General features: G+C 71.7%; 15 protein-coding genes and 4 pseudogenes. 16 read left to right on the top strand and 3 right to left on the bottom strand.

Features of this window, described 5'->3' with window-relative positions; genetic code table 11:
• The first annotated feature begins 566 nt into the window (after window positions 1-566).
• Window positions 567-1,522: pseudogene (locus tag L6E17_RS07400) on the top strand (ATP-dependent DNA ligase).
• Window positions 1,523-1,534: 12 nt separating this feature from the next.
• Here the strand turns inward: L6E17_RS07400 and ligD are convergent.
• The gene (gene ligD, locus L6E17_RS07395; protein WP_236239959.1) at window positions 1,535-2,425 is read right to left on the bottom strand and encodes a non-homologous end-joining DNA ligase; all 891 of its coding nucleotides are present in this window, start codon (window positions 2,423-2,425) and stop codon (window positions 1,535-1,537) included.
• Between the two features lie 41 nt (window positions 2,426-2,466).
• Here ligD and L6E17_RS07390 point away from each other — a divergent pair, with 41 nt between their 5' ends.
• The 13 genes and pseudogenes from L6E17_RS07390 to L6E17_RS07330 all read left to right on the top strand — a co-directional run.
• Entirely contained in the window at window positions 2,467-3,618 is a 1,152-nt protein-coding gene (locus tag L6E17_RS07390) for a Ku protein (protein ID WP_236239958.1), read from the top strand.
• Window positions 3,619-3,835: 217 nt separating this feature from the next.
• Window positions 3,836-4,117 carry a hypothetical protein gene (locus tag L6E17_RS07385; RefSeq protein ID WP_236239957.1) on the top strand — a complete coding sequence of 94 codons (282 nt, stop codon included), beginning with the start codon at window positions 3,836-3,838 and terminating at the stop codon, window positions 4,115-4,117.
• 128 nt (window positions 4,118-4,245) lie between these two features.
• Window positions 4,246-5,601 (top strand): type VII secretion integral membrane protein EccD, encoded by a 1,356-nt coding sequence (gene eccD / locus L6E17_RS07380; RefSeq protein WP_236239956.1) that lies wholly within the window; start codon window positions 4,246-4,248, stop codon window positions 5,599-5,601.
• A gap of 802 nt (window positions 5,602-6,403) precedes the next feature.
• The gene (locus L6E17_RS07375; protein ID WP_236239955.1) at window positions 6,404-7,306 is read left to right on the top strand and encodes a MinD/ParA family protein; all 903 of its coding nucleotides are present in this window, start codon (window positions 6,404-6,406) and stop codon (window positions 7,304-7,306) included.
• An 18-nt stretch (window positions 7,307-7,324) separates the two neighbouring features.
• Window positions 7,325-11,302, top strand: a pseudogene (gene eccCa / locus L6E17_RS07370) (type VII secretion protein EccCa).
• 557 nt (window positions 11,303-11,859) lie between these two features.
• Entirely contained in the window at window positions 11,860-13,329 is a 1,470-nt protein-coding gene (locus tag L6E17_RS07365) for a DUF6177 family protein (RefSeq protein ID WP_236239954.1), read from the top strand.
• Between the two features lie 131 nt (window positions 13,330-13,460).
• Window positions 13,461-13,796 (top strand): hypothetical protein, encoded by a 336-nt coding sequence (locus L6E17_RS07360; protein WP_236239953.1) that lies wholly within the window; start codon window positions 13,461-13,463, stop codon window positions 13,794-13,796.
• An 80-nt stretch (window positions 13,797-13,876) separates the two neighbouring features.
• Complete coding sequence (locus L6E17_RS07355; protein WP_071263678.1) at window positions 13,877-14,188, top strand: pore-forming ESAT-6 family protein; 312 nt, start codon at window positions 13,877-13,879, stop codon at window positions 14,186-14,188.
• A 32-nt stretch (window positions 14,189-14,220) separates the two neighbouring features.
• Window positions 14,221-14,643, top strand: coding sequence for a DUF6507 family protein (locus L6E17_RS07350; protein WP_236239952.1), 423 nt, complete (start codon window positions 14,221-14,223; stop codon window positions 14,641-14,643).
• Window positions 14,640-17,231 (top strand): hypothetical protein, encoded by a 2,592-nt coding sequence (locus L6E17_RS07345; protein WP_236239951.1) that lies wholly within the window; start codon window positions 14,640-14,642, stop codon window positions 17,229-17,231. Before L6E17_RS07350 ends, L6E17_RS07345 begins: the two co-directional genes overlap by 4 nt.
• Before the next feature lie 33 nt (window positions 17,232-17,264).
• Window positions 17,265-17,726: a hypothetical protein gene (locus tag L6E17_RS07340; protein ID WP_236239950.1), complete on the top strand. Its 462-nt coding sequence runs from the start codon at window positions 17,265-17,267 to the stop codon at window positions 17,724-17,726.
• A 212-nt stretch (window positions 17,727-17,938) separates the two neighbouring features.
• Window positions 17,939-18,205 carry a hypothetical protein gene (locus L6E17_RS07335; protein WP_236239949.1) on the top strand — a complete coding sequence of 89 codons (267 nt, stop codon included), beginning with the start codon at window positions 17,939-17,941 and terminating at the stop codon, window positions 18,203-18,205.
• A gap of 10 nt (window positions 18,206-18,215) precedes the next feature.
• A pseudogene (locus L6E17_RS07330) lies at window positions 18,216-18,378 on the top strand (IS5/IS1182 family transposase); the annotation flags it as partial.
• Between the two features lie 343 nt (window positions 18,379-18,721).
• On the opposite strand, the gene L6E17_RS07325 reads toward L6E17_RS07330, so the two are convergent.
• The gene (locus L6E17_RS07325) at window positions 18,722-19,723 is read right to left on the bottom strand and encodes an IS630 family transposase (protein ID WP_236240391.1); all 1,002 of its coding nucleotides are present in this window, start codon (window positions 19,721-19,723) and stop codon (window positions 18,722-18,724) included.
• Between the two features lie 958 nt (window positions 19,724-20,681).
• Here L6E17_RS07325 and L6E17_RS07320 point away from each other — a divergent pair.
• The gene (locus L6E17_RS07320) at window positions 20,682-23,285 is read left to right on the top strand and encodes a DUF262 domain-containing protein (RefSeq protein WP_236239948.1); all 2,604 of its coding nucleotides are present in this window, start codon (window positions 20,682-20,684) and stop codon (window positions 23,283-23,285) included.
• A 95-nt stretch (window positions 23,286-23,380) separates the two neighbouring features.
• Here L6E17_RS07320 and L6E17_RS07315 read toward each other — a convergent pair.
• Window positions 23,381-24,369: pseudogene (locus L6E17_RS07315) on the bottom strand (IS481 family transposase).
• 907 nt (window positions 24,370-25,276) lie between these two features.
• Here L6E17_RS07315 and L6E17_RS07310 point away from each other — a divergent pair.
• Window positions 25,277-25,795, top strand: a complete 519-nt coding sequence (locus tag L6E17_RS07310) for a pentapeptide repeat-containing protein (RefSeq protein ID WP_236239947.1) — start codon at window positions 25,277-25,279, stop codon at window positions 25,793-25,795.
• Window positions 25,796-25,804 lie beyond the last annotated feature (9 nt).

Genomic DNA, 25,804 nt, shown 5'->3' with positions numbered 1-25,804 from the left:
CGGCCCCATTCCCCGGCCGAGCCCCGGCCCCGCCGCCCTGCCGTCCCGGGCGTGTCCCCGCCCCCGCTCCACGGCCCGCGCCGCGGCGGCCACGCCCTGCTCCTCGCCCCGCACCCTGTGCCCCGTCCCCCTTCCGCGCCATGGCCCGCGCCGCGGCCACGTCCCGCACCCCCGCGCCCCGCCCCCCTTCCGCGCACCGCGCCCCGTTCCACGGCCCGCGCCGCGGCGGCCACGCCCTGCTTCTCGCCCCGCACCCTGTGCCCTGCCCCTCACCCGCACTCCGTGCCCTGCCCCCGCTCCACGGCCCGCGCCGTGGCCACGCCCCGTACCCCAGTGCACCTGCCCCCTTCCGCGCCCCGCCCGCCGCACCGCGCGCCCGCAGGTCGGCCCCGTCCGGCGCGCCGCGCCCCGCAGTCCGCTGTCCCGCGACCCGACCCCCGCTCCGCGCTCCGCCGCCGTGCGGCGCCCGTACCGGGGCGGGCGCGGGTGAATCGCGGGCCCGGCGGGACTGACGGAGAGGACGCGGGGTCAGGACTGACCCCGTGGACCTGCCCCGTATCGCCCCCATGCTCGCCACCCCCGGCACCCTCCCGCCCGCCGCCCAGGACGCCGAGTGGGCCTACGAGACGAAGCAGGACGGCCAGCGGGCGGTGTTCTACCTCCCCGGTGACGGCACCCTCGCCCTGCGCTCCCGGTCCGGTGAGGACATCACCGCCGCCTACCCGGAGCTGCGGCCCCTGGCCGGTGCGCTGCCCGCCGGGCTCGCGGCCGTCCTCGACGGGGAGATCGTGATGCCGGACGAGGCGGGCCGCAGCGACTTCGCCCGGCTCCAGCCCCGCATGGGGCTCGCGGCCTCCCGGAACGCGCCCGCCGGCTGGCCGCCCGCGCGCCCGTCCACGCGGTGCTGTTCGACGTCCTCCACCTGCGGGGCCGCCTGCTCACCGGCCTGCCCTGGACCGAGCGGCGGCAGGAGCTGGAAGCCCTGGGCCTGGCCGGCCCCGCCTGGTCCACGCCCGCCGCGCTCGTCGGCCACGGCGCGCAGGCGCTGCGCGCCACCCGGGAGCACGGCCTTGAGGGCCTCCTCTGCAAGAGGCTCGCCTCCCGTTACGCACCCGGTGCGCGCTCCCGCGACTGGATCAAGATCCGCAACATGCGGACCGCCGACGTCGTCGTCGGCGGCTGGCTGCCCGGCGCGGGACGGCTCACCGGTCTGCCCGGCTCGGTGCTCATGGGCCAGTACGAGCGGCCCGGCGGGGACCTCCGCTACGTCGGCGCCGTCGGCACGGGCTGGAGCGAGCGGGAGCGCGCCGAGCTGGCCCGCCTGCTCCACGCCTCGGAGACGCCCGCGTGCCCGTTCGCCCAGGCGCCGCCGGTCGCCGCGACGGCCCACTGGGTACGGCCCCGGCTGGTGGGCGAGGTCCGCTACGCCACGCGCACCAGGGGCGGGCTGCTGCGCCAGCCGTCCTGGCTCAGGCTGCGCCCGGACCTGTCCCCCGAGGAGTCCTCCGCGTACCTGGACTGACGCCCGGGGCCCTCAGCCCTCCGGGACCGGCCCCGCGCCGGCGCCGTCGACCAGGGGCCGCAGCACGTCCCCGTACCGCTCGGCGCGCGGGGCGACGTCGCCGAGCAGGAACGTCAGCTCCTCGGGGCGGCCGCACGCCGCCACCTCTTCCCACGTCACCGGCGCCGACACGGCGGGCCGCGCCCGCGCCCGCAGGGTGTAGGGCGCGGCGGTGGTCTTCGCGGCGGCGTTCTGGCTGTGGTCCACGAAGACCCTGCCGGGCCGCAGGGCCTTCGCCATCCGGTGCACGACCAGCCGGGGCAGTTCCGCTTCCGCCTCCACGGCGAGCCGCTTCGCGTACGCGGACACCACGTCCGACGGCGTGGGCCTGATCCCCGCGTACAGGTGCAGCCCCTTCGCGCCGGAGGTCTTGGCATAGGCGGTGAGCCCGTCCGCCGCGAGCCGGTCGCGCAGCCACAGGGCGACCCGGCAGCAGTCGACGACCGTCGCGGGAGCGCCGGGGTCGAGGTCGAAGACGATGCGGTCGGCGACGCCCGGGGCGCCGGCCCGCCACTGGTGGGTGTGGAACTCCACCACGAGGTTCGCCGCCCACATCAGGGATGCCAGGCCGTCGACCACGACCTGGCGGGCGCCCGGCTCGTCGGAGCGGGGAACGGGCGCGGTGGTCACCCAGTCGGGGGTGCCGAGCGGCGGGTTCTTGGTGAAGAACAGCTGCCCCTCGGGCCCGTCCGGGTAGCGGAGGAAGGACAGCGGGCGGTCACGCAGATGGGGGAGGAGCAGGTCCGCGACGACCGCGTAGTAGTGCAGGATCTCCCCCTTCGTCGTCCCGGTCGCCGGATGGATGACCTTGTCCAGGTTGCTGAGGGCGATCCGCCGCCCCTCCACCTCCGTGATCGGCGTCATACGATGAGAATCCCACGATTCCGGTACGAAAGGGATGAACCGTGCGATCCATATGGAACGGCGCTATCTCCTTCGGGCTGGTCAGCATCCCCATCAAGCTGGTGAACGCGACCGAGAACCGGTCGATCTCCTTCCGCCAGATCCACACCGAGGACGGCGGGCGGATCCGCTACCGCAAGGTGTGCGAACTCGACGGGCAAGAGGTGACGGCGGCCGAGATCGGCAAGGCGTACGAAGAGGCCGACGGCACCATGATCCCGATCACCGACGAGGACCTGGCCGCGCTGCCGCTGCCCACCGCCAAGACGATCGAGATCGTCGCCTTCGTACCGGCCTCCCAGATCGACCCGCTCCAGATGGACGCCGCCTACTACCTGCAGGCGAACGGCGTCCCCGCAGCGAAGCCGTACACACTGCTGCGCGAGGCGCTCAAGCGCAGCGACCGCGTCGCGATCGCCAAGTACGCGCTGCGCGGCCGGGAGCGCCTGGGGATGCTGCGGGTCGTGGACGACGTGATCGCCATGCACGGGCTGCTCTGGCCGGACGAGATCCGCCGCCCCGAGGGTGTGGCACCCGAGACGCCCGTCACCGTCCGCGACGCCGAACTGGACCTGGCGGACGCCCTGATGGACACGCTCGGCTCCGTCGACATCGGGGAACTGCACGACGACTACCGGACGGCGGTGGAGGAGCTGATCGCCGCGAAGGCGGAGGGGGCGGTGGCGCCCCCGGAGCCGGGCCCCGAACGCGGCGCCCAGGTCATCGACTTGATGGCGGCGCTGGAGAGCAGCGTCCGCGCGGCCCGCGAGGCCCGCGGCGAGGAGGCGGCAGGGGAGGAGGTTGCGCGGGCAGCCGAGGCGTCGGTCACGGACCTGCCCTCCCGCTCCCGCAGGACGCCCCCGCGCGCCCCGGCCGCGCCCAAGGCGGCGGGCGGCAGGAAGTCGGCCACCGCCGAGGCGCCGGGGGGCCGGGCCCGGAAGGCCGCGTCCAAGACGGCGTCGGCACCGGCGTCGAAAACCAAGGAGGGGGCGGCGGCCGACAAGGCGGCGGTGAAGAAGGCGGCGGCCGCAAAGACGGCAGCGGCCGACAAGACGGCAGCGAAGAAGACGGCGGCCGCCAAGACGGCGGCGAAGAAGACGGTGGCGAAGAAGGCCACCGCGGGGCGGGGTGCGGCCCGCAAGCGCTCGGCCTGAACGGCGAGTGGGACGGCGCCCGCCGGGAGGGCTGTGGGCCGGGCGACGCAGCGACCCCTCCCGCGCCCGCCGAGGGAGGGGCGCGCCCGCTGCCGTCCCGGACGCCCGGACCCCGCGGACGGCGGCCCCGGGGCGTGGAGGGCCCGGGGCGTGGAGGGCCCGCCGGTCCCCGGCTATGGTTGCGCGAGCGAACCACGGGGGAGGCGGTGAGCCGGAGATGGCACGGGACTACGACAGCCAGCTGCTGGAGTCGGTGGCCGTACGGCGGCGCCGGATGCGGGACGCCCTGCTGTTCGGAGCGCAGCGGGCCCTGCGTACGGCCGACGAGCGGCTGGGCAAGGTCTTCGCCGGTATCGCCATCGCCGCCGTGCTGTGCGCGGGCTGCGTCGGCTGGTCCTTCCTCCAGCACACGCTGGCGAAGCAGAAGGCGGAGGAGGAGCAGCAGCGGCTCCGCCTGGAGCAGCCCTACGAGACGCCGAGCCCTTCGGCTGCTCCGTAGCCGATACGGTCCTGCGGGCGCTCCTCGGCAGGCGGAGTCCGCCGGCGGGGAGACCGCCCGCAACGGCCTTGCCGTGACGCCCCATCGATCCCGAAGGCAGCCGAAGCCGTGATGATAGGTTCCGCCAAGTGGTGAGCACAGCAACGACGTCCCGGGCCCCACTGAGCCGGGTGACCCTGGTCGGGGAGCGGCGCCGCGCCGATCTCGTCCTGCCCTCGGACACCCCGATCGGGCAACTGCTGCCGGACATCCTCCGGTTGCTCGACGACCGGGCCGCCTCCCGCCCGATGACCCGTCAACTCGTCACCGTGGACGGTTCCGCCCTGCCGCACGAGACCACGCTGGCCTCGGCGGCCATCGCCGACGGCGCCGTCCTGCGGCTCGTCCGGACCCACTCCGCGCCTCCCGCTCCCGTGGTGCACGACGTCACCGACCAGGTGGCGGACGATCTCGACGTCCAGGCGTGGCGGTGGCGTCCGGCCGCGCGCCGCGTCGGTGCCGGGGCGGCGTCCGTGGTGTTCGCGGTGACGGCCGCGGTCCTCGCCCGGCGCGAGGTCCCCCTCGACGCGCTGGCGGGAGTGCTCGCGGCGGCCATGGCGGTCCTGCTGGCGGCCGGCGCGCTCGTCAGCCGCATCGGGGGCGGAAACCGGGGCCTGGCGACGGCCCTGCTGCTGGTGTCCGGCACTCTCGGCACGCTCGCGGCCTGGACCGCGGCCGACGCGTACGCCTGGCCCGGTCTGCTGCGGCTCGCCGCGGTCGCCGCGGCGTTGACCGCGACCCTCGCGGCGCTCGGCCTCTTCTCGCCGCTCGGCCGCGGCGGACTCGTCGGCGCGGCGGCCATGGCCGTGACCGCCGCCGGGTGGGAGGCCGTCGCCGCCGTCCAGCCCGAACTGCCCCGGCTCGGTGCCGTGATGGCCGTGTGCTCCCTCGTGCTGCTCGGGCTGCTGCCCCGGCTCGCCCTGATGGCGTCCGGGCTGGCCGCGCTCGACGACCGCCGGTCCGGCGGCGCGTCCGTGAGCCGCCACGAGGTGCACAACGCCCTGGCCGCCACCCACCGGGGGCTCGTGCTGGCGACGGTTGTCACCGCGGTCTCCGCCGCGGCGGCCGCCTGGCTGCTGACGCTGGGTGGCCGGCCTTCCGCGTGGAGCACGGCCCTCGCTGCGGTGGTGGCGGTGGTCCTGCTGTCGCGGGCCCGCGCCTTCCCCCTGGTGGCGGAGGTCGCCGCGCTGTCCGCCGCCGGGGGAGCCGTCGTCGTCCGGCTCGTGGCGGTGTGGATGGAGCACACCGGGGGCGTCGGGCCGCTCCTCGTGCTGTGCGCGGCCGCGGCGCTGCCGCTGCTCGTGCTGGCGGTCCAGCCGCCCGAGCACGTGCGGGTCCGGCTGCGGCGGACGGGCGACCTGGCCGAGTCGATCGGCATGGTGGCGCTGTTCCCGCTGGCCGTGGGGGTGTTCGGCGTGTACGGGCAACTGCTCGACCGGTTCTGAGTCGGCGTGCCGAGCGGCGCGCGAGGCGGAGAAGAAGGGCAACGGGGCGGAACGACATGGCGAGCGGAAACAACTGGCAGAGCGATGTGCTGCGCGACCTGAGGGGCGGCGGCGCGGCCGCCTCCTCCTCGGGTGCGGCGGCCTCCGGAGGGACCGTCGGCGGAGCCACGGACGGCGGCGGGCCCGGCCCCGCGGCCCGGGGAGGCGCGTCCGCGGGCACCGGGCCGGGGAGCGACGCCCCGGCGCCGCAGTCCCCACTGGTCGACGGACCGCACGGGCACGTCCCGGGGCCCACGGGCCAGACGGCGGGGACCCCGGGCACCGCCACCGTGCCGCCGCGGACCCCCGCGCCCGCGGCACCGGGCGCCCCCGCCCAGGCCGCACCCACCGGGCCGGGCGCACCGCCGGCCCGGCCCGCGCCCCCAGGACCGGGCGCCCCTACGCAGGGCACCGCCCCTACGGAGGGCACCGCCCCTACGCAGGGCACCGCCCCTACGCAGGGCACCGTGCCCGCCCAGGGCACCGCCCCGGTCCCACCCGCCTCCGCTGCGCCGGGCGCCGCCCCAGTGCATCCCGCCCCAGTGCATAGCGCACCCGCCCACCCTGCTTCCGCCCAGCCGACTTACCCCCGACTTCCGCCCAGCCCGCTTCCGCCCATCCGGCCTCCGCGCACCACCCGACCTCCGCCCACCCGGCCCCCGCGCACCCCGCGGCCTCCGCCCGCCCGGCCCCCGCGCACCCCACGGCGGCCCACCACCCCGGGCCCGCCGCCGGGCAGCGGCCCACCGCCGAGTCCCGGCCCGTGGCCGACGCACACCTGGCCGGTGCCGTCCGCACACCGCGGCATGGCGAGTCCCGCACCGCCCGCGTCCTCCGCACCATGCGGAGAATCGTTTCCTCGTCGGTAGCGCGCGAGGTCGCGGAAGCGACCCGTACCGCCGAGACGCTGCAGCAGCCGGTGACGACCGGTCGGCAGATCGCGGTCACCTCGATCCGCGGCGGCGCCGGCAAGTCGACCGTCGCCGCCCTGCTGGGCACCACGTACGCGCACTACCGCCAGGACCCCGTCCTGATCGTGGAGGCCGACCCGTCCCTCGGCTCCCTGCCGCTGCGGCTCGGCGCCGAGCACCTGCGGTGGACGACGGCCGACATCGCGGACATCGTCGAACCGCAGATGTCCCTGCTGGACGTCACCGGCTACCTGACCCGGCTGCCCGGCGACGCCTGGCTCCTCCCCGCCAGCCAGGGCCGGATCGGCGCGATGCTGGACAGCACGACGTACGGGCGCGCCATGGTCGCCCTGCGCCGCTACTTCGGCGTCACGGTCGTCGACTGCGAGACCCTGCCCGCCGAGGTGGCCCGCGTCGCGCTCTCCGCGTCCCAGGCCCGCGTCCTCACAGCCCCCGCCACACCGGAGGGCGTCTCCAGCACCCGCACGGTCCTGGAATGGATGCGCGGACTGCCCGAGCACGTGATCGCCGGCACCGTCGTCGTCCTCACCGAGACGACCCCGCACACCCGCCTCGATCTGGCCAGGGCCGCCCGCGTGCTCGCACCGACCGGGGCGTCCGTGCACGTCCTTCCGTACGACCGGCACCTCGCCGCCGGCGGGCCCATCCGCACCGACCTGCTGGCCGAGCCGACCCGGCAGGCCGTCACCCGCTTCGCCGCCGACGTCTTCCAGATGTCCCTGCGGCGCCACTGAACCCCGTCTGAGCAGCTGATGAGCACCCGACTGATCCACCGCCCGGCCCGGACCACCCGCCCCCCGGCCGCCTCGGAGCCCCGCGTCGTCGAGGCACCGCCCAACCTCCCCGAGGGGAAGGCCGGCAACGTCGCGATGTCGCTGCTGCCGGTCGCCGGCGTCATGTCGTCCGTCGTGATGATGACGGTCGTCCGCAACAGCCAGTTCGCCGCGCTCGGCGCGCTCCTCCTCGTCGTCACCGTCATCGGCTCCCTCGTGATGGTGTTCTCCCAGCGCGGCAAGGCCCAGCGCACCCGCCGCACCCAGCGCGAGGCGTACCTGGCGTACCTGGAGGACCTGCGCGAGGAACTGGCCACCGAGGAGCGGGACCGGCGGGAGACCGCGGACGTGCTCAACCCGCCGCCGCACGCGCTGTACGACATCGTGCGCGACCCGGCGCGGCTATGGGAGCGCCGCCGCCACGACGGCGACTTCCTGCGGGCCCGGACGGGCACCGGGGAGATGCCCGTACGCGATCTCAGGATCGCCCAGCCGGAGTCCACCGTGCTCAGCCCGCCCGACCGGTTCATGCTGAACGAGGCGTCCGCCCTGACGGCACGCTTCCGCACCGGCCACGAACTCCCGCTCACCGTCCCCCTCGACCGGGTGGGCGACATCAGCGTCATCGGGCCCCGCGAGGACTGCCTGCGCGTGGTCCGCGCCCTGCTCGTGCAGGTGGCGGCGTTCCACGCACCCGACGACGTGGGCGTCGCCGTCGCCGCTCCCGGCGAGCGCCTCGGCGACTGGGAGTGGGCCAAGTGGCTGCCCCACCTGCTGGACACCGAGCGGTTCGACGGGCCGGTGGCCGCCCGGCGCATCGCCCCCTCCCTCCCGCAGCTCGCCCGCCGACTGGCCCCCGAGCTGCGGCGCCGCGCCTCCTACGCGGCCGAGGTGCGGCGCGGACTGTCCGGCAGAGACGCCCTGACGATGACGTCCCGGCTGCTCGTCGTCTCCGACGGCCACGGCGAGGACGCCGTCGAACTCCCCCTGCCGGACGAGGCCGTCGGCCTGCGGGACATGGGCGTCACCGTCGTCCACCTCCTCGCCCAGCGCATCCAGGAGCCCGGCCACGTCGGCGTCCGCATCACCGTCGACGGGGAGCGGGTCGTCATCGAGGACCTGCGCGGGGAGGAGCCGATCACCGCGCACGGCACCGCCGACGACGTGGACCTTCCGTTCGCCGAGGGCCTGGCGCGGATGCTGGCCCCGCTGCGGCTGTCCGCCGAGTCACTGGCGGACGCGCCGCTGTCCGGTCCGGTCGACTTCGCGGACCTCCTCGGCGTCGAGGACGTGGCCCGCCTCGACCTGGACCGGCTGTGGGCGCCCCGCGGGGAACGCTCCTTCCTGCGGGTGCCCATCGGGGTCAACGACGCCCGCGAGCCCGTACTCCTCGACCTCAAGGAGTCCTCCGAACTCGGCATGGGCCCGCACGGCCTGTGCGTCGGCGCCACCGGCTCCGGCAAGTCGGAGCTGCTGCGCACCCTCGTCCTCGCCCTGGCCGCCACGCACCCGCCGGAGGACCTGGCGCTCGTCCTCGTCGACTACAAGGGAGGGGCGACCTTCGCCCCGTTCGCCGGGCTGCCGCACGTCGCCGGGGTCATCACCAACCTGGAGAACCAGGCCGGCCTCGTCGAACGGGTCCACGCCTCCCTCGCCGGCGAGGTCAAGCGCCGCCAGCAGGTCCTGAAGGACGCCGGGAACGTCGCCGACATCGGCGACTACGCGGCCCTGCGCGCCGACAGGCGCCCCGACCTCGAACCGCTGCCGCACCTCTTCGTCGTCATCGACGAGTTCGGTGAACTCCTCACCGCCAAACCCGACTTCATCGACCTGTTCCTGTCCATCGGCCGTATCGGCCGCTCCATCGGCGTGCACCTGCTGCTCTCCAGCCAGCGCATCGAGGGCGGCAAGCTGCGCGGCCTCGACACCTACCTGTCGTACCGGCTGGGGCTGCGGACGTTCTCCGCCGACGAGTCCCGCACCGTCCTGGACACCCAGGACGCCTTCCACCTCCCGCCGCTGCCCGGCTTCGGCTACCTCAAGGTCGACACCAGCCACTACGAGCGCTTCAAGGCGGGCTACGTGTCCGGCGCGTACCGGGGACCCGTCCGGCACCCCGACGACTAGGACACCGGCCCCCTGGTGCTGGAGTACCCGACGCTCAACACCCTGGGTGATCCCGGGCGCGACACCGACGCGCAGGAGCCCGCCGTCCGGCGCCGGGAGACCGGCCCCACCGAGCTCGGCACCATGGTGGAGCAGCTGGAGCGCGCACCGGCAGCACCCGTGCGCCGCATCTGGCTGCCGCCGCTGCCCGCCGCGCTCCCGCTGGACCGGGTGGCCGGCCCCCTGGACGTCGGCGCCCGCGGGATGCAGCTGCGGAAGCGGCGCGGCCCCCTCCAGGTGCCGCTCGGGCTGCTCGACGACCCGACGAAGCAGTGGCAGGGCGAGTGGTTCCTCGACCTCACGGTCGCGGGCGGCCACGCCGCCGTCATCGGCGGCCCCCAGTCCGGCAAGACGACCCTGCTGCGCACCCTCGTCCTGTCCCTCGCACTCACCCACACGCCGCAGGAAGTCGGCGTCTACGCCCTCGACCTGGTGGGCGGCGGCCTCCAGGCGCTGTCCGGGCTCCCGCACGTCGGTGGCGTCGCCACCCGCGCCGACCGGGAGCGCGCCGCCCGCACCGTCGAAGAGGTACGCGGCATGCTCGCGCAGCGCGAGGAGCTCTTCCGCACCCACGGGATCGACTCCGTCGAGCAGCTGCGGACCCTGCACGCGACCGGCCGCCTCCCGGAGCTGGCGTCCGCCGAGATCGTGCTCGTCATCGACGGCTTCGGCGCGCTCCGCGACGACTTCGAGGAGCTGGACGACACCGTCTCCGACCTCCTCAAGCGCGGCGGCGGCTACGGCATCCACGTGGTGGCGGGCATGCTCCGCTGGAACGACGTGCGCATCGCCGTCCAGTCGAACTTCGGCACCCGCGTCGAACTGCGGCTCAACGACCCCGGCGAGTCCAGCATCGACCGCAAACTCGCCGAGACCCTGTCCCCCGACGAGCCCGGCCGGGTCCTCACCGACCGCAAGCTGTTCGCGCAGGCCGCCCTCCCCCGCACGGACGGCCTCGCCGACGCGGCCGAACTCGGCACGGTCCTGGAACGCACCGCCGGCACGGTCCGCGCCACCTGGAGCGGCGATGTCGCCCAGCCCGTGCGGGTCCTGCCGCACGTCCTGGAACCGGCCCTGCTGCCCGGCCCCGCGGCGGAGCCGCGCCGGGTCCCGATCGGCCTGGACCAGACCGGCCTCGCGCCCGTCCTGCTCGACCTGTTCGCGCACGATCAGCACCTCCTGGTGCTCGGCGACAGCGAGTGCGGCAAGACCAGCCTGCTCAGGACGGTCGCGAGGGGCCTCATGGAGCGGTACGGCGAGGACGACCTCGTGTTCGCCGTCATGGACCCGCGCCGGGGCCTGCGCGGGCTGATCCCCGAGGAGTTCCTCGGCGGCTACGCGTACAACGGCAAGCTGTGCGCGGGGCTTTCGGCCGGCATCGCCACCGAACTGGAGAAGCGGTTGCCCGACGAGAGCGCCCCCCTGGACGCCCTGGAGCCGGGCAGCTGGGGCAGCGGCCCCCGCATCGTGGTCCTCGTCGACGACTACGACGTCCTCACCACCGCCGGGCAGGCGCCGCTCACGCCGTTCCTCCCCTACATCCCGTCCGCCGTCGACATCGGCCTGCACTTCGTGCTGACCCGCCGGGTCGCCGGAGCATCCCGCGGCATGTACGAGCCGCTGGTCCTGGGCCTGCGCGAGTCCGGTGCCTCGGCGCTCGTGATGGACGGTGACCGCGGCGAGGGCCAGCTCTACCCGGGCGTGTACGCCTCGCCCCAGCCGCCGGGCCGGGGCGTCCTCGTCCGCCGGGGCCACGCCAACCGCCTGATCCAGACCGCCTACACCACCTGATCCGTACCGCTTGAACCGCATCGCCTGCACAGCTGACCGGCACCGCCTGCCCCGCCGGGTGCCTCGCCGCCCCCGGCCCGGCGCCCTGGGGCCCGCCCGGACACGTGCCGGGACGGCCGCAGGACCCTCACGGACCGCGACGGACCCGGCAGACCAGCGGGACCGGAGAGACCCGGCAGACCAGGGGGGCCGGAGAGAACCCGCAGGGCCGCCAGCCCCGGAGCCCCCGCCAGACTCGCCAGACTCGCCAGGTTCGCCAGACCCGACAGCCGCGGCAGACTCGCCAGACCCGAGAGAGCAGCGAGACCGGAGAGACCGGAGAGGCCTGAGAGAGCAGCGAGACCGGAGAGACCGGAGAGGCCCAGCAGGCCAGCGAGACCAGAGAGACCGGAGAGGCCCAGCAGGCCAGCGAGACCAGAGAGACCGGAGACGCCCAGCAGGCCAGCGACATTAGAGAGACCAGAGAGACCAGAGAGGCCGGAGACGCCCAGCAGGCCGGACAGCCTGGGGCACACCCGACAGACCGACCCCACACGCCCGAGGGACCGAAGGACCACATGACCAAGGACGTCATCGCGCTGACCCGCCGCATGCCCGACCCGGCGACCGTGCTCGCGGGGCTGCTCGCCGGAGGCCCCGACAAGGTGGGGCGCCTCACGGGCGAGGGCGCCGTCGTGCAGCTGTGCGACGAGACGGGCAGGCCGCTCGTCTCGGTCGAGGCGCCGCTTCTCGTACAGGTCGAGGGCGAGGCCGAACGCCTGATGGGCGCCGCTCCGCCGCCCGTCCCCTTCTGGTGGACGGAGGTCCGCGCCAGCACCGGTGTACCGGACGCCGAGCGGCTGGCCGGCACGTTCGCGGCCCGGCTCGCGGACCTGGCCGGGGGCTCCGCATGGCCGCCGGACGCCGCGGGGTCGCTGGACGTCGTCCGTACGGACGGGGTGGTCGTGGCGCCCGAGCCGGCCGCCGCGCAGCCCGCGGTGGACGTCCTCACCGACAAGGTCGCCGTCGTCATCCAGGACCGGCCGGTCGTCGCCATGACGGCCTGGCTCGCGGACGCCTTCCGCGCCGCGGCCGAAGCGGGTCTGGGCCTCCAGATCGTCAGCCCGCCCGGCACGTACATGTCGCCCGCCGTACGCGACAGCCTCGGCGGCTGGCCGTCGCGGTGGGTCGTGCAGGACGAGAGGGACGGCTACTACGACGGCCTGACGGGAGCCGTACTGCGCTGGCAGGAAGGCATGTTCGCGCCCCTCGTCCCGACCGCCCCGACCGCCGGCGGGCCGGCGGCAGCCCCGGCAGGCGCTACCGCGGACGCGCCGGCGACAGCCGAGGCGGAACCTCCGGTGGCCGCCGCCTTCCGGGAGGTGGCGCCCACCGGGGAGCGGCAGCTCGCGATCACCTACCGCGCGGTGCACCCGGCGGACGAGCGCCTGGTGCTGGGCGGCGGCCTGGAGGCGGTCTGGCGGGAGCTGACGGGTGAGCCGCCGGCCGGCTGGGGCACCGCCGAGCCCGCGAACCTGCCGTGGTCGCCCCGCCGCCTCACCGACGTGGCCCGCGCCCGGGCCCCCCTGCCGACCTGGCTCGTCGTGGTCGGCAGCCCCGACCGGCCGGGCCTCGCCACCGTACGGGTGCGCCGCACCACGGCGGGGGTCGAGGAGGAGGTCACCCTGGCGCTCGGCTACGGGGCCGGCGAGGAGCCGCCGGTGGACGCCGTGCCGCGTGCCGCGGAGGCCCTCGCCACCCGCCACCGCCTGCAGTCGATGCTCGTGCAGATCCGCAGGGCCCGCCGCGACCTCGCGGTGCCGCCCCGCTTCGAAGGCCCCGGCGTACCGCTGGCGTTCGCCCTCGGCGCGGAGGAGGTCCGGGCCGTTCCGGGCGACCGCGCCCGGCGCACCCCGCTGTCCCGGCCGCCCGTGGAACTGGGCCCCGAGACCCGCCCGGCGCTGTACTACCCGTTGCCGGGCGACCCGTCGGACCTGTCGGGCTGGGCGGACTTCGAGGCGCTGATGAGGCACTTGAAGGGTCAGTAGCAGAGAGGCGACGGGATGGCACTGTGTCATATCCGTGTCACAGGAACCTGGTTCCGGATTGCAAACGGGTTCGTCGGGTTGATACACATGGACGGGTAGCCGAACATCAGACCGGTTGTGGGGGGAAGCTGATGAAGTTCGACATGGGCTCCAAGGTCCTGACGACGCTGATGCAGCAGTCGAATCTGTCGACGAACGATCTGGGCCTGCTCATCCGCCAGTTGATCCAGGCGGCGGCGCCCCTGGAGGGCAAGTTCAACGGTGCGGGCAAGGCGTCGTTCGACCTGTTCAAGTCACGGTCGGACGAGATCACTGCGGAGCTGAACGCCTCGCTGCGGGCGATCCTCGGGGGCCAGTCGGGGATGGAGTCGGCGTTCGGCTCGGGTGAGCAGGAGCAGGGGGAGAACGCCCGGTCGCAGATGGCGACGGCGAACTTCGACGCGGCCCGCTTCTCGGGCCGCCGCTGACGTGCCGTCCCGCCCGGGCGGGCACGGCCGGCACACACCGACATCAACAGACGCATACCTGCGGGGGAGTGGACCTTTCGATGGCATCGGGCAGTGACCGCCGTTCGTACGACGTGTCGGCGTCGACGGAGGCGCAGACCAACATCCAGGCGGTGATCGCGCGTCTGGAGCAGGTGATCTCGGCGCGGGACGCGCAGGTGAAGGCCGCGATGAAGGACTTCCAGGCCGACGGCGTGTCGGACGAGTACCACGCGAAGGAACTGCGCTGGAACAGCGCCTCGCAGGAGGTCAAGAACATCATTCGGCTGCTGAAGACGACGTTGGAGAAGAACGACGCGACCGCGCAGCAGACGCTCGCGCGGGCCAAGGCGGCAGTCGACAACATCGGCTGACCGCTGACTGATCCGCGTACGGGGGTGCGGGCATGACGGGGTGGGACATCAAGCCGCAGGGCGTGCAGGGCCAGCTGCGGCTCACCGGCGCGAAGGCGGGTGAGCTGGAGAAGGCCCTGCAGGCGATGCTCAGCGACATCCAGGAGGCGGCGCAGGCCGCCGGGACGGCGGTGCCCGGATCGGCGGCCACCACACGGCTTCAGGGCCCGCCGTCGTCGTCCGACAACCTGGAGCGCAAGGCGCAGGGGCCGGTCGCCGCGGCCCTGGCGCAGTACGTGGAGAAGCGCGGCAAGGAGTTCACGTCGATGGCCGAACGCACCCAGGCCGCGGTCCTGGGCGCCGCCAAGGCCACCAACGCCTACGTCGAAGGCGACCTGGAGACGGCCAAGGAGGCCCAGGACGCGGCGCGATCGGTGCGCCTGGACCTGCTGAAGGACCTCGGGGGGAAGAAGTGAGCGGCAACGAGCCGGTCATCCCGGGGGAGGTGCCGGTCTTCACCGGCGATGAGGCACTCCTGGCCGCGAAGGTGAAGGCGCTGCGCGGCCACGGACCGAAGGTGTCCGCCGCGGCCTCCTCCGTCCACACCACGTTCGGCGGGCTGCGGGCCTTCTACGAGGCGCCCGAGGCCGAGCAGCTGTTCGCGACCACCAAACCGGTCGCCGACAAGGGCGTGGACCTCGGTTCCGACCTGAGGGTCATCGCCGGCGCGCTGGGCACCTACGCCGACACCATCGGGCCGCTCGTCAAGCGTCTCGGCGAACTACGGGCGCAGGCGGTGACCTTCCGCGAGCGGATCGCCGGCGACGACGAGTGGCGCGAGGACGGCGACCTGATCGACGAGAACCTCGAGCGCCGCAACGCGATCGCCGAGGTGTGGACGCAGTTCCAGGAGGCGGAGCGCTCCTGCCACGCGAAGATCGTCGCACTGGTGGGCGGCGAACCCCTGAAAATCAACGACGGCTCCAACGCCAAGAACATGTACGGCTACGACGCCGAGGCCCTCAAACAGGCCGAGAGCCTGCCCTGGGGCGACGCCGTCGAGGAGTCGATCCCCTGGTACCACATCCACGAGCACGCCTGGGAGTTCGGCAAGGGCATCGTCGTGGACGGCCTGTGGGGCACGATCAAGGGCCTGGGCACCCTGGTCGGCTTCGACGGCTGGGACGCGGCCGGCCAGGCGTGGACCGGCCTGGGCAAGCTCCTCACCGGCGTGGTGATCACCGCGATACCCGGCGTCGGCGCCGCGTACTGGGCGATGCCCGACGACAAGCTGCCGGCCTGGCTGCGCGACTCCCGCACCGCGATGAAGGAGACCGGCAAGGCGCTCGTGGCCTGGGACAAGTGGGGCTCCAACCCCTCACGCGCCGCGGGCGAGGTCACCTTCAACGTCCTGACCACCGTTTTCACCGGCGGCGCCGGCGGTGCGGTGGCCGGTGCCGGCAAGGCGGGCGCGGTCGCCAAGACGCTGTCCTTAACGAGCAAGGCCGGCAAGGCCATCGACCCGATGACCTACGTCTTCAAGGGCGCCGGCGCGGGCATGGTCAAAATCGGCGACATCATGACCGGCCTCAAGGGCGCCGGGGCCGTCGACATCCCCACCATCAACGTCGACGGCGCATTCGCCCTCCCCGACGGCGCAAGGACCCTGCCCGACGGAACGATCGACCTCCCTGCGGGCACACCCGTCCCGGAAGGCGCACTCAAGCTCCCGAACGGCACCATCAGACTCCCCGAGGGCACCACCACGCTCCCGCCGGGCACGGTCAAACTCCCCGTGGACGGCGCCGCGCGCTACGTGGACCCTGAAGGCCACCTCTACGACGCCGACGGCACCCTGGTGCAGAAGGCCGAGGACGCCCCCAAGGAAGCCGGTCCCACCGCAGGCGCCACCACCCCGCACACCACCACCCCGAAACCGGACACCCCGACCACCGCAGCGATCCCGGAACGCGAACTGGCCGCAGTCGGCGCCCGCACCAACGACGACGTACTCCACCTCGGCTCAGACACCCCCGACCCGCTCCGCCCCGCGGATGACACCCCGACTGCCCGCCCGGACACCACCCCGGGCGGCACGGCCCCGGGCGGCATGCCCGGCGGGCGCGCGAACAACGGCATACCCAGCAACGACCTGAACGCCCCTCGAGGCGGCCACAGTGACACTTCGCCCACCACCGGAACCCACACCGACGCGCCGCCGCCCGGCGGCGCTCAAGCCGACGAACCAATCATCGGCCGTCTCCGCGACACTCCGAGCGGCACAGGACACATCGACGGCGCAGGCGGCTCGACTCACTACTCCAACCATCCGAATACCGCTGGTACGAGTAGCCTGAATGACCTCGACGTCGGCGCGGACGACGCGCCCCGCGCAGCCGGCGATACGTCCACCGACAACCCGGTCACGGGTGCATCGGATGATTCAGCAACGAGGGGTGAAGGACCCGAGGAGAGCCCCGGGGCGAGCGAAGCCAAGGCGAGCGACGAGAACCCGTATGCCGGGCAAGAGCCTGACCACACCAGGCCAGCGCTGTTGCCGGCGGACGGCCCGCTCACGCTGAGGGATGTCCGTAACACCCGTGACCGCCAGCTTCGGTGGCAGCGGGGAGAGGAGTTCCACCGGCAACTGTGGGGAGGTGGTACCGAACGGTGGTATCCCGTACCGACGAATGCCGATGCGCGGTATCCCGTGACCGCCACAGGTGGACGTAAAGTGGATGTTCCAGTGGACTTGCCTGACGGTCGCACGGTGGCTGTCGAAGTCAAGACTTACGGCCCTTATCGCACCATCACGATGAAAGATGGAACCAGTAAGCTAGTCGAAAATAAGGTACCGCTCAAGCCGGAGATCAAGGAGCAGATCCACAAGGACATTGCTCTGCGAAACCTGAACCCCGACTATGATCCACGGTGGTCGTTCACGCACGCGGGACCATCAGATGAACTCCGGAATTATCTTGAAGATGCGAAGATCATATTCCTGGAATATGGCCCGGCACCCAAGAGGGATCAGTGGGATCCGCCGGTGAGGAAGAAGAAGTAGATTGACATCTGGTCGATCAGAATGGATGTGAGCATGAGCAGCGGAATGTCGAATGAGCCGGATTCGGATCTCCAAGAGTGGGGACGTGAGGCGCATCTGAATGTGCTCAACCTTGCATCTATGCTGGGCGTCGAACCGGATCGGTACACGAGCGACCCCTTGGTTCTGATGCCAGGTCTGCAGAACTATACAGATCGACTTCCGCTCGGCGAGTTCGAGCAGTCGGACTGGATCACGTTGCACACGGACTTGACCGCGTATCTTGGTGATGTGCTAGCGCTTCGCCACGGAGCGGCATGGATAAAGGTCGTCGACCGGCAATCGCCGACTGGTTACCGTTTTTTTGTTCAGGCTGAGGGTCTGGACGGGGCGGTTCACATGGTGGAACCCTTCGATGTGGTGATGGAGGAATTCCAGAATCTTCCGATCGAGATTGCTCGAATGATTGCCAATGCGGAGGCCGTGTTGCGTGTTTCGCCCTCTTTTAATACCTAAAGGTTGTCCCGCATATCTGGTGCTGCCTTGGCCTCGGGGCGGCTCGGTAGGGTCAGGGCCGCAGTCGATGGAACAAATTCATTTGATGGCGACGTGCGACCAGCTGACCGTGGGTCGGTCCGGGGCATGTGACGCGAGCCGAACGGGACATGGTGGCCGGCTGGCGGATCCCAGAGTTCATGAAGGACGCAACTCATCGAGGTGGTCTCCCGGTGGCCTCGCGTCTCCTTGAGCGGGTCGTGGTGCAGAGCGAGGCCGATCCGGTCCTGCACGCGGCCCGCGGACCGCTCTACCGCCTCACGTGGGAGGAGTCGGAGCCGCACACCGGTTATGACATGCCTGACTCGGGGCAGGTCACCGCGAGCCATCAGCGGCGCAACGCCGTTCGCCGATTACAAACCGAACTGGGGGCGCGTCGCCTTGAGCTCTCGTTCAGTCGAGAGCCGCGCAGTGGACCTGCGCGCCTGACCTTGATGTGATGATCTTGGTATCGCTGGTGTGATCACGGCGTCGGAGCCTTTCTGGGTAGCCCCGTCACCGGGCTGAGCCCGCGTGCCTTCGGAAGCTTCGGAAGCTGGTGACGGTGTTGCGGCGCGAGGGGACGGACGCGGTGCGCAGGGGGCGGCCGTGGAGCCTTCCGCTGGAGGACCGGCAAACTCAAGGGCTTCCCTCGTCGAGAATGCGGCGGATGTGTGGACTGCCGAGGTATTCGCGCAGCAATGTGGGGCTGGCGTTTTCAGTGGTGGAAGAAGCTGCGAATGCTGCCCTGTGTTAGACCTCAAGCAGTTCGGGGAGTCTGGCACTGATTTCAAGACATTCGTGGCGGATGTCAGGGATTCCATGGCCGACCATGGAGCCATGCGAACCGAGCAGCGCTCTGGCGGAGGTATACGGCAAGGAGAACGTTCAGTTCGTCGTACACGTGGACGACGAGGTTGTGATCATTCCGCCTGGCGCCAGATTCACTCCGGAGGGGCAGCCGTGATCACTATTGATCAGAAACTCATGGGGTTCTCGTCCATGACGTAGCGGACGTGTGGGCCACCGAAGTAGCCGCGGACGATGTGCGGCTGACGCTGACGCCTGCGGAAGAAGCGGCGGGTTTCGGCAGCGAGTTCGGCCTGGTCGCGGGCCCGGTGCTGCTTGGGCAGGCTGTGCTTGAGGTCGGCGTTGACCAGCTCGTCGGGGTTCAGCTCGGGCGAGTACGGGGGCAGGAAGTGCAGCTCTACATCATCGGGGTGGGCGGCGAGCCAGTCGCGGACCTTCTTCGAGCGGTGCGCGGAGTGACCGTCGACCACGAGGTGGACCTTGTGGTCGAAGTGGCCGGCGAGCCGGCCCAGGAAGCGGCACATCACTTCGGCGGTGAAGGACTCGGTGAAGACCATGAAGTGCATCCGGCCCTTGGTGCTGATCGCCGACATCGCGTTCACGGAGAACCGGTTCCCGCTCCGCCGCACGACGGGCGTCTTCCCCTTCTCACCCCAGGTGCGGCCGGTGACCTGGTCGGATCGGATGCCGACCTGGTCGGCGAAGAGGATCTCGCCGCCGTCTTTCTTCGCCTGCACGCGGATCTTCGGCCAGGTCTCTTCATGCCAGCGCCGGACGGCCTCGGGGTCCTGCTCGACGGCCCGCTTGTCCGGGCGCTGGAAGGACAGCCCCCATCGCTTCAAATACTTGCCCACCCCCACCTCGGTCAGCCGCACCCGGTACAGCTTCGCGATCAGCTCGCCCACCAGCCGCCGTGTCCACAGCTGACCGGAAAGCCCCACGTCACACGGCCGGTGGTCCAGGACCGCCTGCCGCACCGCGGCCTGCTCGGCCTCCCCGAGCACCTGGTGCACACCGACCGGCTTACCCCGAGGACGCATGACCAGGGCCTCCCGACCACCGGCCTGCCACTTCGCCCACCAGCCGTCGACCGCCTTCAGCGACACCCCGAACACTGCCGCCACGTCCTCGCGGTCCCGCCCCGCCATCAGAGCGGCCACCGCCCGCAGCCGCAGGGCCTCCTGCGCCGACGGCGACAGATGCCGCGCGTCCCCCACCAGATCGCTCACACCCACCCAACGACCCAGAACCCAAACCGTTTCTGATCAATAGGTGATTCGCGATGGTTTTTCCGAGATCTTGCAGGGCGGAATGAACAGCTGCGTCGGCCAGTTGACAGGGTGGCTCGCCTGTGCCTGAACTGCAAACAGATGCTCCAGGAGATGCCCATCCCTCACGGCAGGACCACGACCTCCCCCTCCCTCAGCGCAGAGAAGAGGACTCCCTGATGAGTTCTGTACCGCGCATTGACGTCGATGATCCGGGTGTCGGCATGGCGACTCCCAGCACATGCTCTATCGCGGAGACCTTTCCCTTGGGGAAGTGGCTGAATATCAGAACGGGCATCTGATCATTCCCGACGAATGCAGCGCGGAGTCCGGGACGGATGGTCACGTGAGTGGTATCAGGATGGGACGCCACGCTCCGAAGGGTTCGTCCAGGAAGGCCCAGCGGTGGGTGAATTTCGGGAGTGGCACCCCAACGGGGCCTTGAAATCGCGCAGGTTTTTCGACGGTGCCCTGGCCTCTCTCCGCGAGGTTGACACCTGGGATGAGAGCGGCGTGCGATTGAGGTCATGGCGCCGAGGCGACGCAGAATGGGACCACCCGTCAGCAGGTGCGGAACACTCTCAGCGCTTCAGAACAGCATGCGATCCTGCCAGCCATCGCAGGTGGACCAAGGGCCCCGCGGGAAGGAGCGCCGAAAACAAGCGCCCGGTGGCCCCTTGGTGCGTGTAGCGCATATCAGGTGGTGATTGATGGCATCAGGAACTCCAGCCGGGAGCCCTGCGGACATCAGCGGTCGCCGTGAGCGCGCAAGCCCTACGGCCGTCGATTCCGCTGATCAACGTACCGAGGTACGGCACAATGGCGGGCCTGACGGGCAGGCCTCGGGGAGGGGACGTACGTGCACGCCCAGGAGACGACGTTCAGCAAGCTGGTCCACGGCGAGGCCCAGTTCCAAGTCCCGTTGTACCAGCGCACCTACACCTGGCAGCGTGACGAACTGCGGCAGCTGTGGGACGACGTCCTGGTCCTCGTCGAGGACAGGCTGGGGGGTGAAGACCCGGCCGCGCACTTCCTCGGGTCGGTGGTGCTGGCTCCCGAACGCGTCGCGGCCGGGGGCATGCAGCGCTGGCTTGTGGTGGACGGACAACAGCGGATGACCACGTTGATGCTCGCCTTCACCGCGCTGCGCGACCGCCACAGGGCTCAGGGCCGAGAGCAGAAGGCGGCGCGTATCCACGACCTCATCCTGGTCAACCGCTACCAGGAGGGGCATGACCACTACCGTCTGCTGCCGACCCAGGCCGACCGTGACGCATACGTCGCCTGCGTTGACTCGCTTCCCACGGCGGGCGGTCCAGGCAACGTCGGCGGGGCGTACCGGTTCTTCCTTGCGGCCCTGACCGCCGGGGAGGAGAGCGGTGGTGAAGAGTGGGTCAGCGCCGTGGAGTCCGTCCTCCGCGACTTCCTGTCCATCGTCTCGATCACTGCCGCCGAGGGCGACAACGTCTACCGGATCTTCGAGTCCATCAACAACACAGGTGTCGGGCTGAGCCAGAGCGACCTGCTGCGCAACTACCTCTTCATGTGCTTGCCCAAGCGCGGGGAGACCGTCTACCGGAACCTGTGGCTCCCGATGCAGGAGCTCCTGGGGCCGGCGAGGCTGGAGCTCCTCGTCTGGCTCGACCTGGTCGTCGGGGGCGACAGCCGAGCCAAGCAGAGCGAAATCTACCGCGACCAGAGAAGGCGTCTGGAACCGCTGAGTTCGGACGAGCACGCCCTGGAGGCCGAGATCGCCCGGCTGTATGTGCGCGCCGGCCGCCTGATGCGCGTCGTCGAGCCGCACCGCGAGCACCACGCGGGCCTGCGGGAAGCACTGGAGCGGCTGTCCCGCTGGGGCGGCCACACCCACTACCCGCTGGCGCTGCTCCTGCTCGACCGGGTGGACGAGGACGGCTGCGACCCGGAGGAAGCGGCCACAGCCCTCTCCTACGCCGAGAGTTACGTGGTGCGGCGCCTGCTCGCGGGCAACTCCACCACGGGGAACAACCGCACGTTCATGGAGCTGCCCAAGGAGGTGGAGAAGGAGATGGAGAGCGGGCGGCCGCTCGCCGACGCGGTCCGACGTGCGCTGTCAGCCAAGACCGGCACCAGGGTCTGGCCCTCCGACGCGGTGGTCCGTGAGTCGATCCGCGACCGTCCCTTCTACAAGTCGGGACGCTCCAACCAGCGTTTCGAGATCCTGCGCCGGTTCGAGGAGAGCTACGCCGCCAGCGAACCGGTCGACTACGCCAAGGCGACGCTGACCGTGGAACACGTACTCCCGCAGCAGCCCGCGCAGCAGTGGTTCGACCTCCTCGCGGAGGAGGCCGGGGAGGGCGAGAGCCCGGAGGAGCTGCACGGTCAGTTGGTCCACACCCTCGGCAACCTCACTCTGTCGGGTGACAACGCCCGACTCTCCAACCACCCCTTCCGTCGCAAGCAGCAGATCCTCGAGTCCAGCGCGCTGCGGATGAACCAGCGGATCGCCGACCAGAAGCGCTGGGGACGGGCGGAGATCCTCTCGCGCGCAGAGGAGCTCAGCGACCTGGCCGTGAAGCTGTGGCCGGGTCCCCTCGACGGTCCGGTGAGCACCGACGCCGAATGGACGGGCTGGGCCGAGCTCCGTCAGGCCCTCATGAACATGCCGAAGGGCACGTGGACGACCTACGGCGATCTCGCCGCCCTCATCGGTACCTCCGCCATGGGGGTCGGGAGCCATGTGAGCGCCAGGCCCGCACTGCACGGGGCGCATCGTGTGCTGCTGGCCGACGGCAAGGTGGCACCCGGCTTCCGCTGGCCGGTTGGGCAGGAGGGGAGGCCCGGCCCCCGAGAGGTCCTGGAGAGCGAGGGCGTCCGCTTCGACGAGTCCGGCCGCGCCCGACGCTCCCACCGGCTCACCGCAGGCGACCTGGCCGCTCTCATCGGCAAGGACGACGTCGAGCAGGAGACACCGGAACTGGTCAGCGAGCGCGCCGAGGGGGAGGGGGAGACCGCAGCCGAGCGCTTCGAGGCTCTACTGCGCGGCAACCAGACACCGGCCACCGTGGAGGGGGTGCTCGCCTCCCTTCGGTTCTGGGAGGAGCAGGGCGGCTCACTCGACTACGGCAAGAAGTACGAGACCAGTTGCTTCCCGACCCTGTATCAAGACGCCGGCCGCGCCCGTTCCCTGTGGCCGTTCGCCCTCTACCCGGTGACGGGAACGGTCGAGGTGGTCTTCCAGTACCTGAAGCGCCGCCCGCCCTTCGACGACGAGCTGCCGCGTCGCGGGCTGATGGCGCGCCTGAACGCGATCGAGGGTATCGACCTCGCGGAGGCGAAGCTCGACCTCCGGCCTTCGTTCCCCCTGGAGGTTTTCGCCGAGCATGGCGAGGAGCTCCGCGGTGTCCTGGCCTGGTTCCTCCACACGGTTGCGCTCGCGAAGGCCCGGCGTCCGGTCGACGACGATCCGCAAGGGGAATCCTGACCGGTGCCGGCCCCCGGGGCGACGTGCCCTTGCCGGTCGTGCCTGGCCGCAGCCGCCGGTCGTCGCGCCTCGGCTGTGCCGTCGGCCGGTCCAGGTCAACGCCGCCAGCCGAAAGGATGCCGGTAGGTGTGTTGTCCGGACAGGTTGGTGCCGCGGCTGGCTGGTGGGTGGCCGCCGATGCCGGTGTGGGGTCGGTGGTAGTTGTACCAGTCCAGCCAGTCGGGGAACGCTGCCTGCCGTTCGCGGTCTGATGTGTAGGGCCGGATGTAGGCCCATTCGTCGAGCAGGGTGCGGTGGAAGCGTTCGATCTTGCCGTTGGTCTGCGGCCGCCAGGGCCGGGTCCAGCGAGGGCTGATACCCAGCTCGTGGCAGGTCTGGCGCCAGGTGTTCTTGGTGTAGGCCCAGGCGTTGTCGGTCAGGACCCGCTCGATGGTGATGCCCTGGTGGGCGAACCAGGCTGTTGCCCGTCGCAGGAAGGCCGCACAGGTGGCGGCCTTCTCGTCGGGCAGGTCCTCGGTGTAGGCGAGGCGGGAGTGGTCGTCCAGGGCGGTGTGCAGGTAGGCGTATCCGGTGCCGTTGCGGCGGTCCTGGTTGACCCGGCCGGCCGGCCGGCCGAGGAACTTGTGGCCGCCGCCGTCGGGGATGCGGCCGAGTTTCTTGACGTCGATGTGGAGCAGTTCGCCGGGCCGGGAGCGTTCGTAGCGGCGGACGGGTTCGCCGGTGGCCCGGTCCAGCATGGTCAGGGCGGGCAGGTGGTGCCGGACGAGGATGCGGTGGGCGGTGGAGGCGGCGATGCCGCAGCGGGCGGCCAGCCGCACCGGTCCGATGCGGTGCTCGCGCCGCAACCGCACGACCTGCTCCTCGACGGCTGCCGGCGTTCGGCGCGGGCTGTGGTGAGGGCGGCTGGAGCGGTCGTGCATCCCGGCCGGGCCCAGCTGCCGGTAGCGGCTCGCCCAGCGTGCGGCTGTGGTGTGGCTGACCTGAAGCGTTCCGCGGCCCGCCGCAGCGGCCATCCGTCATCCACGACACACCGGGCCGGACGCAGCCTGCCGGTCGGGGTCAGCGGGGCATTACGGTGGGACACGAGGGCCTCCTGGCAGTCGGCGGTAGATGTCGCAATCCACACCGAAACCAGAAGGCCCTCACCCGTTCAAGCACCCAGCACGCGTGTCACCAACGTCCCGGGACAACACAGCTAGGGCCTGTGCCCGGAGTCGGGTGTACCGAGCGCATGGCCCGCAACGGTACGCGGCGGGAAACCCTTCTCTGCGGTCGTCACGGCCGTGCGGGCACCCGGGTGGCGGCGACAAGCTCGCTCAGGCAGCCTGGAGGCGACCAGCCGGCAGCGGTGCCGACCATCCGGTGCCGGGGCCGTTCCGCGCTCCGACCGCTGCACTCCGACCGGCGGGCTGCCAGGCAGGAGGGGCACGGACGTCCGGCTGCCCGGCAGCGCGTGTGGACTGTCGACATCGCCGGGCTGCCACCCGCGACGCTCCCCGGCGCAGGCCGCGGAGAGACCGCGGCTGCCGTCGAACGGCCGCGCATGCAAGAAGCCCCCACAGACTTCCGTTCGTATCGGGGCCCTGGGGCCCTGGGCATCTCCCGCGAAGTGCCCAGGGCAGAAGACCTGCCCGGACCGCGCCCCAGGGCCACGGCACGGACAACACGCCTGACGACGGACGCGTACCGCCACACGGCATGGCGGGTGGCGGTACGAGCAACACGACACCGCACAGAAGCGGTTGATGTGGTGGCGCCGGAGTCGGCGGCATCGATGGTCCGGGCACGGCCCTGCCGAGGGGCGGCCACCGCGGACACGGTGGCCCCACCAGGGTTGGCCTCCGGCAAGCCGAGTACCGAAAGGAACGCCAGGGAAGACGATGTCACCTGATGCCCGTAAAGGTTGGACGCCGCACGTGTTCCCCCGTGACCCAGAAGCCGCTCACCGACTGCAGGATTGGCTACGGGAAGGGGAAGGGGGCCTCGACGCAGTGGGCCTCGATTTCAGGGGTGCCGATCTTACTGGAGGCGACTTCTCTGCATCCTGGTTCAGCGGCGCCACGTCGGCGGGCGTGGCACTCAAGGAGGTGGACCTCTATCGCGCTGACATGCAAGGGGCCGACCTTTCCGGGGCTGACCTGACGGGTGCCTCCTTCGTACGATGCAATCTTGATGACGCCGTCATGAAGGCAGCTGTTCTTGACGGCGCAGACTTCGGCAAGGCCTCTCTCTATGGCGTCGACGCATCGGGTGCGAGCTTCCGTGGTGCACAGCTCATGGGCGCTTCCCTGTTGGACGTCAACCTCTGCGGAGCTGATCTGACCGGTGCAGCAGCGATGCAGAATTCATTCAGAGTCAGACTGGACGAGCATGTGATTCTGGAGGGTTTCACGGGGTCGATCTTCGGCCCGGTTGAAGTCTCGACTGGCGGAGGGGTGAGGGCAATCGGTGGCGCTGACCTCGAGCAGTGGATGCGCGAAAAGGGAGGGGTGGTCACGGTCTGCTCCTGAATGGGGCAC

The organism is Streptomyces sp. CC228A, from assembly GCF_021390935.1.
Taxonomy (GTDB): domain Bacteria; phylum Actinomycetota; class Actinomycetes; order Streptomycetales; family Streptomycetaceae; genus Streptomyces.
Note: the sequence above shows the minus strand (reverse complement) of the source record. Positions and strands in the feature narration are given on the sequence as shown.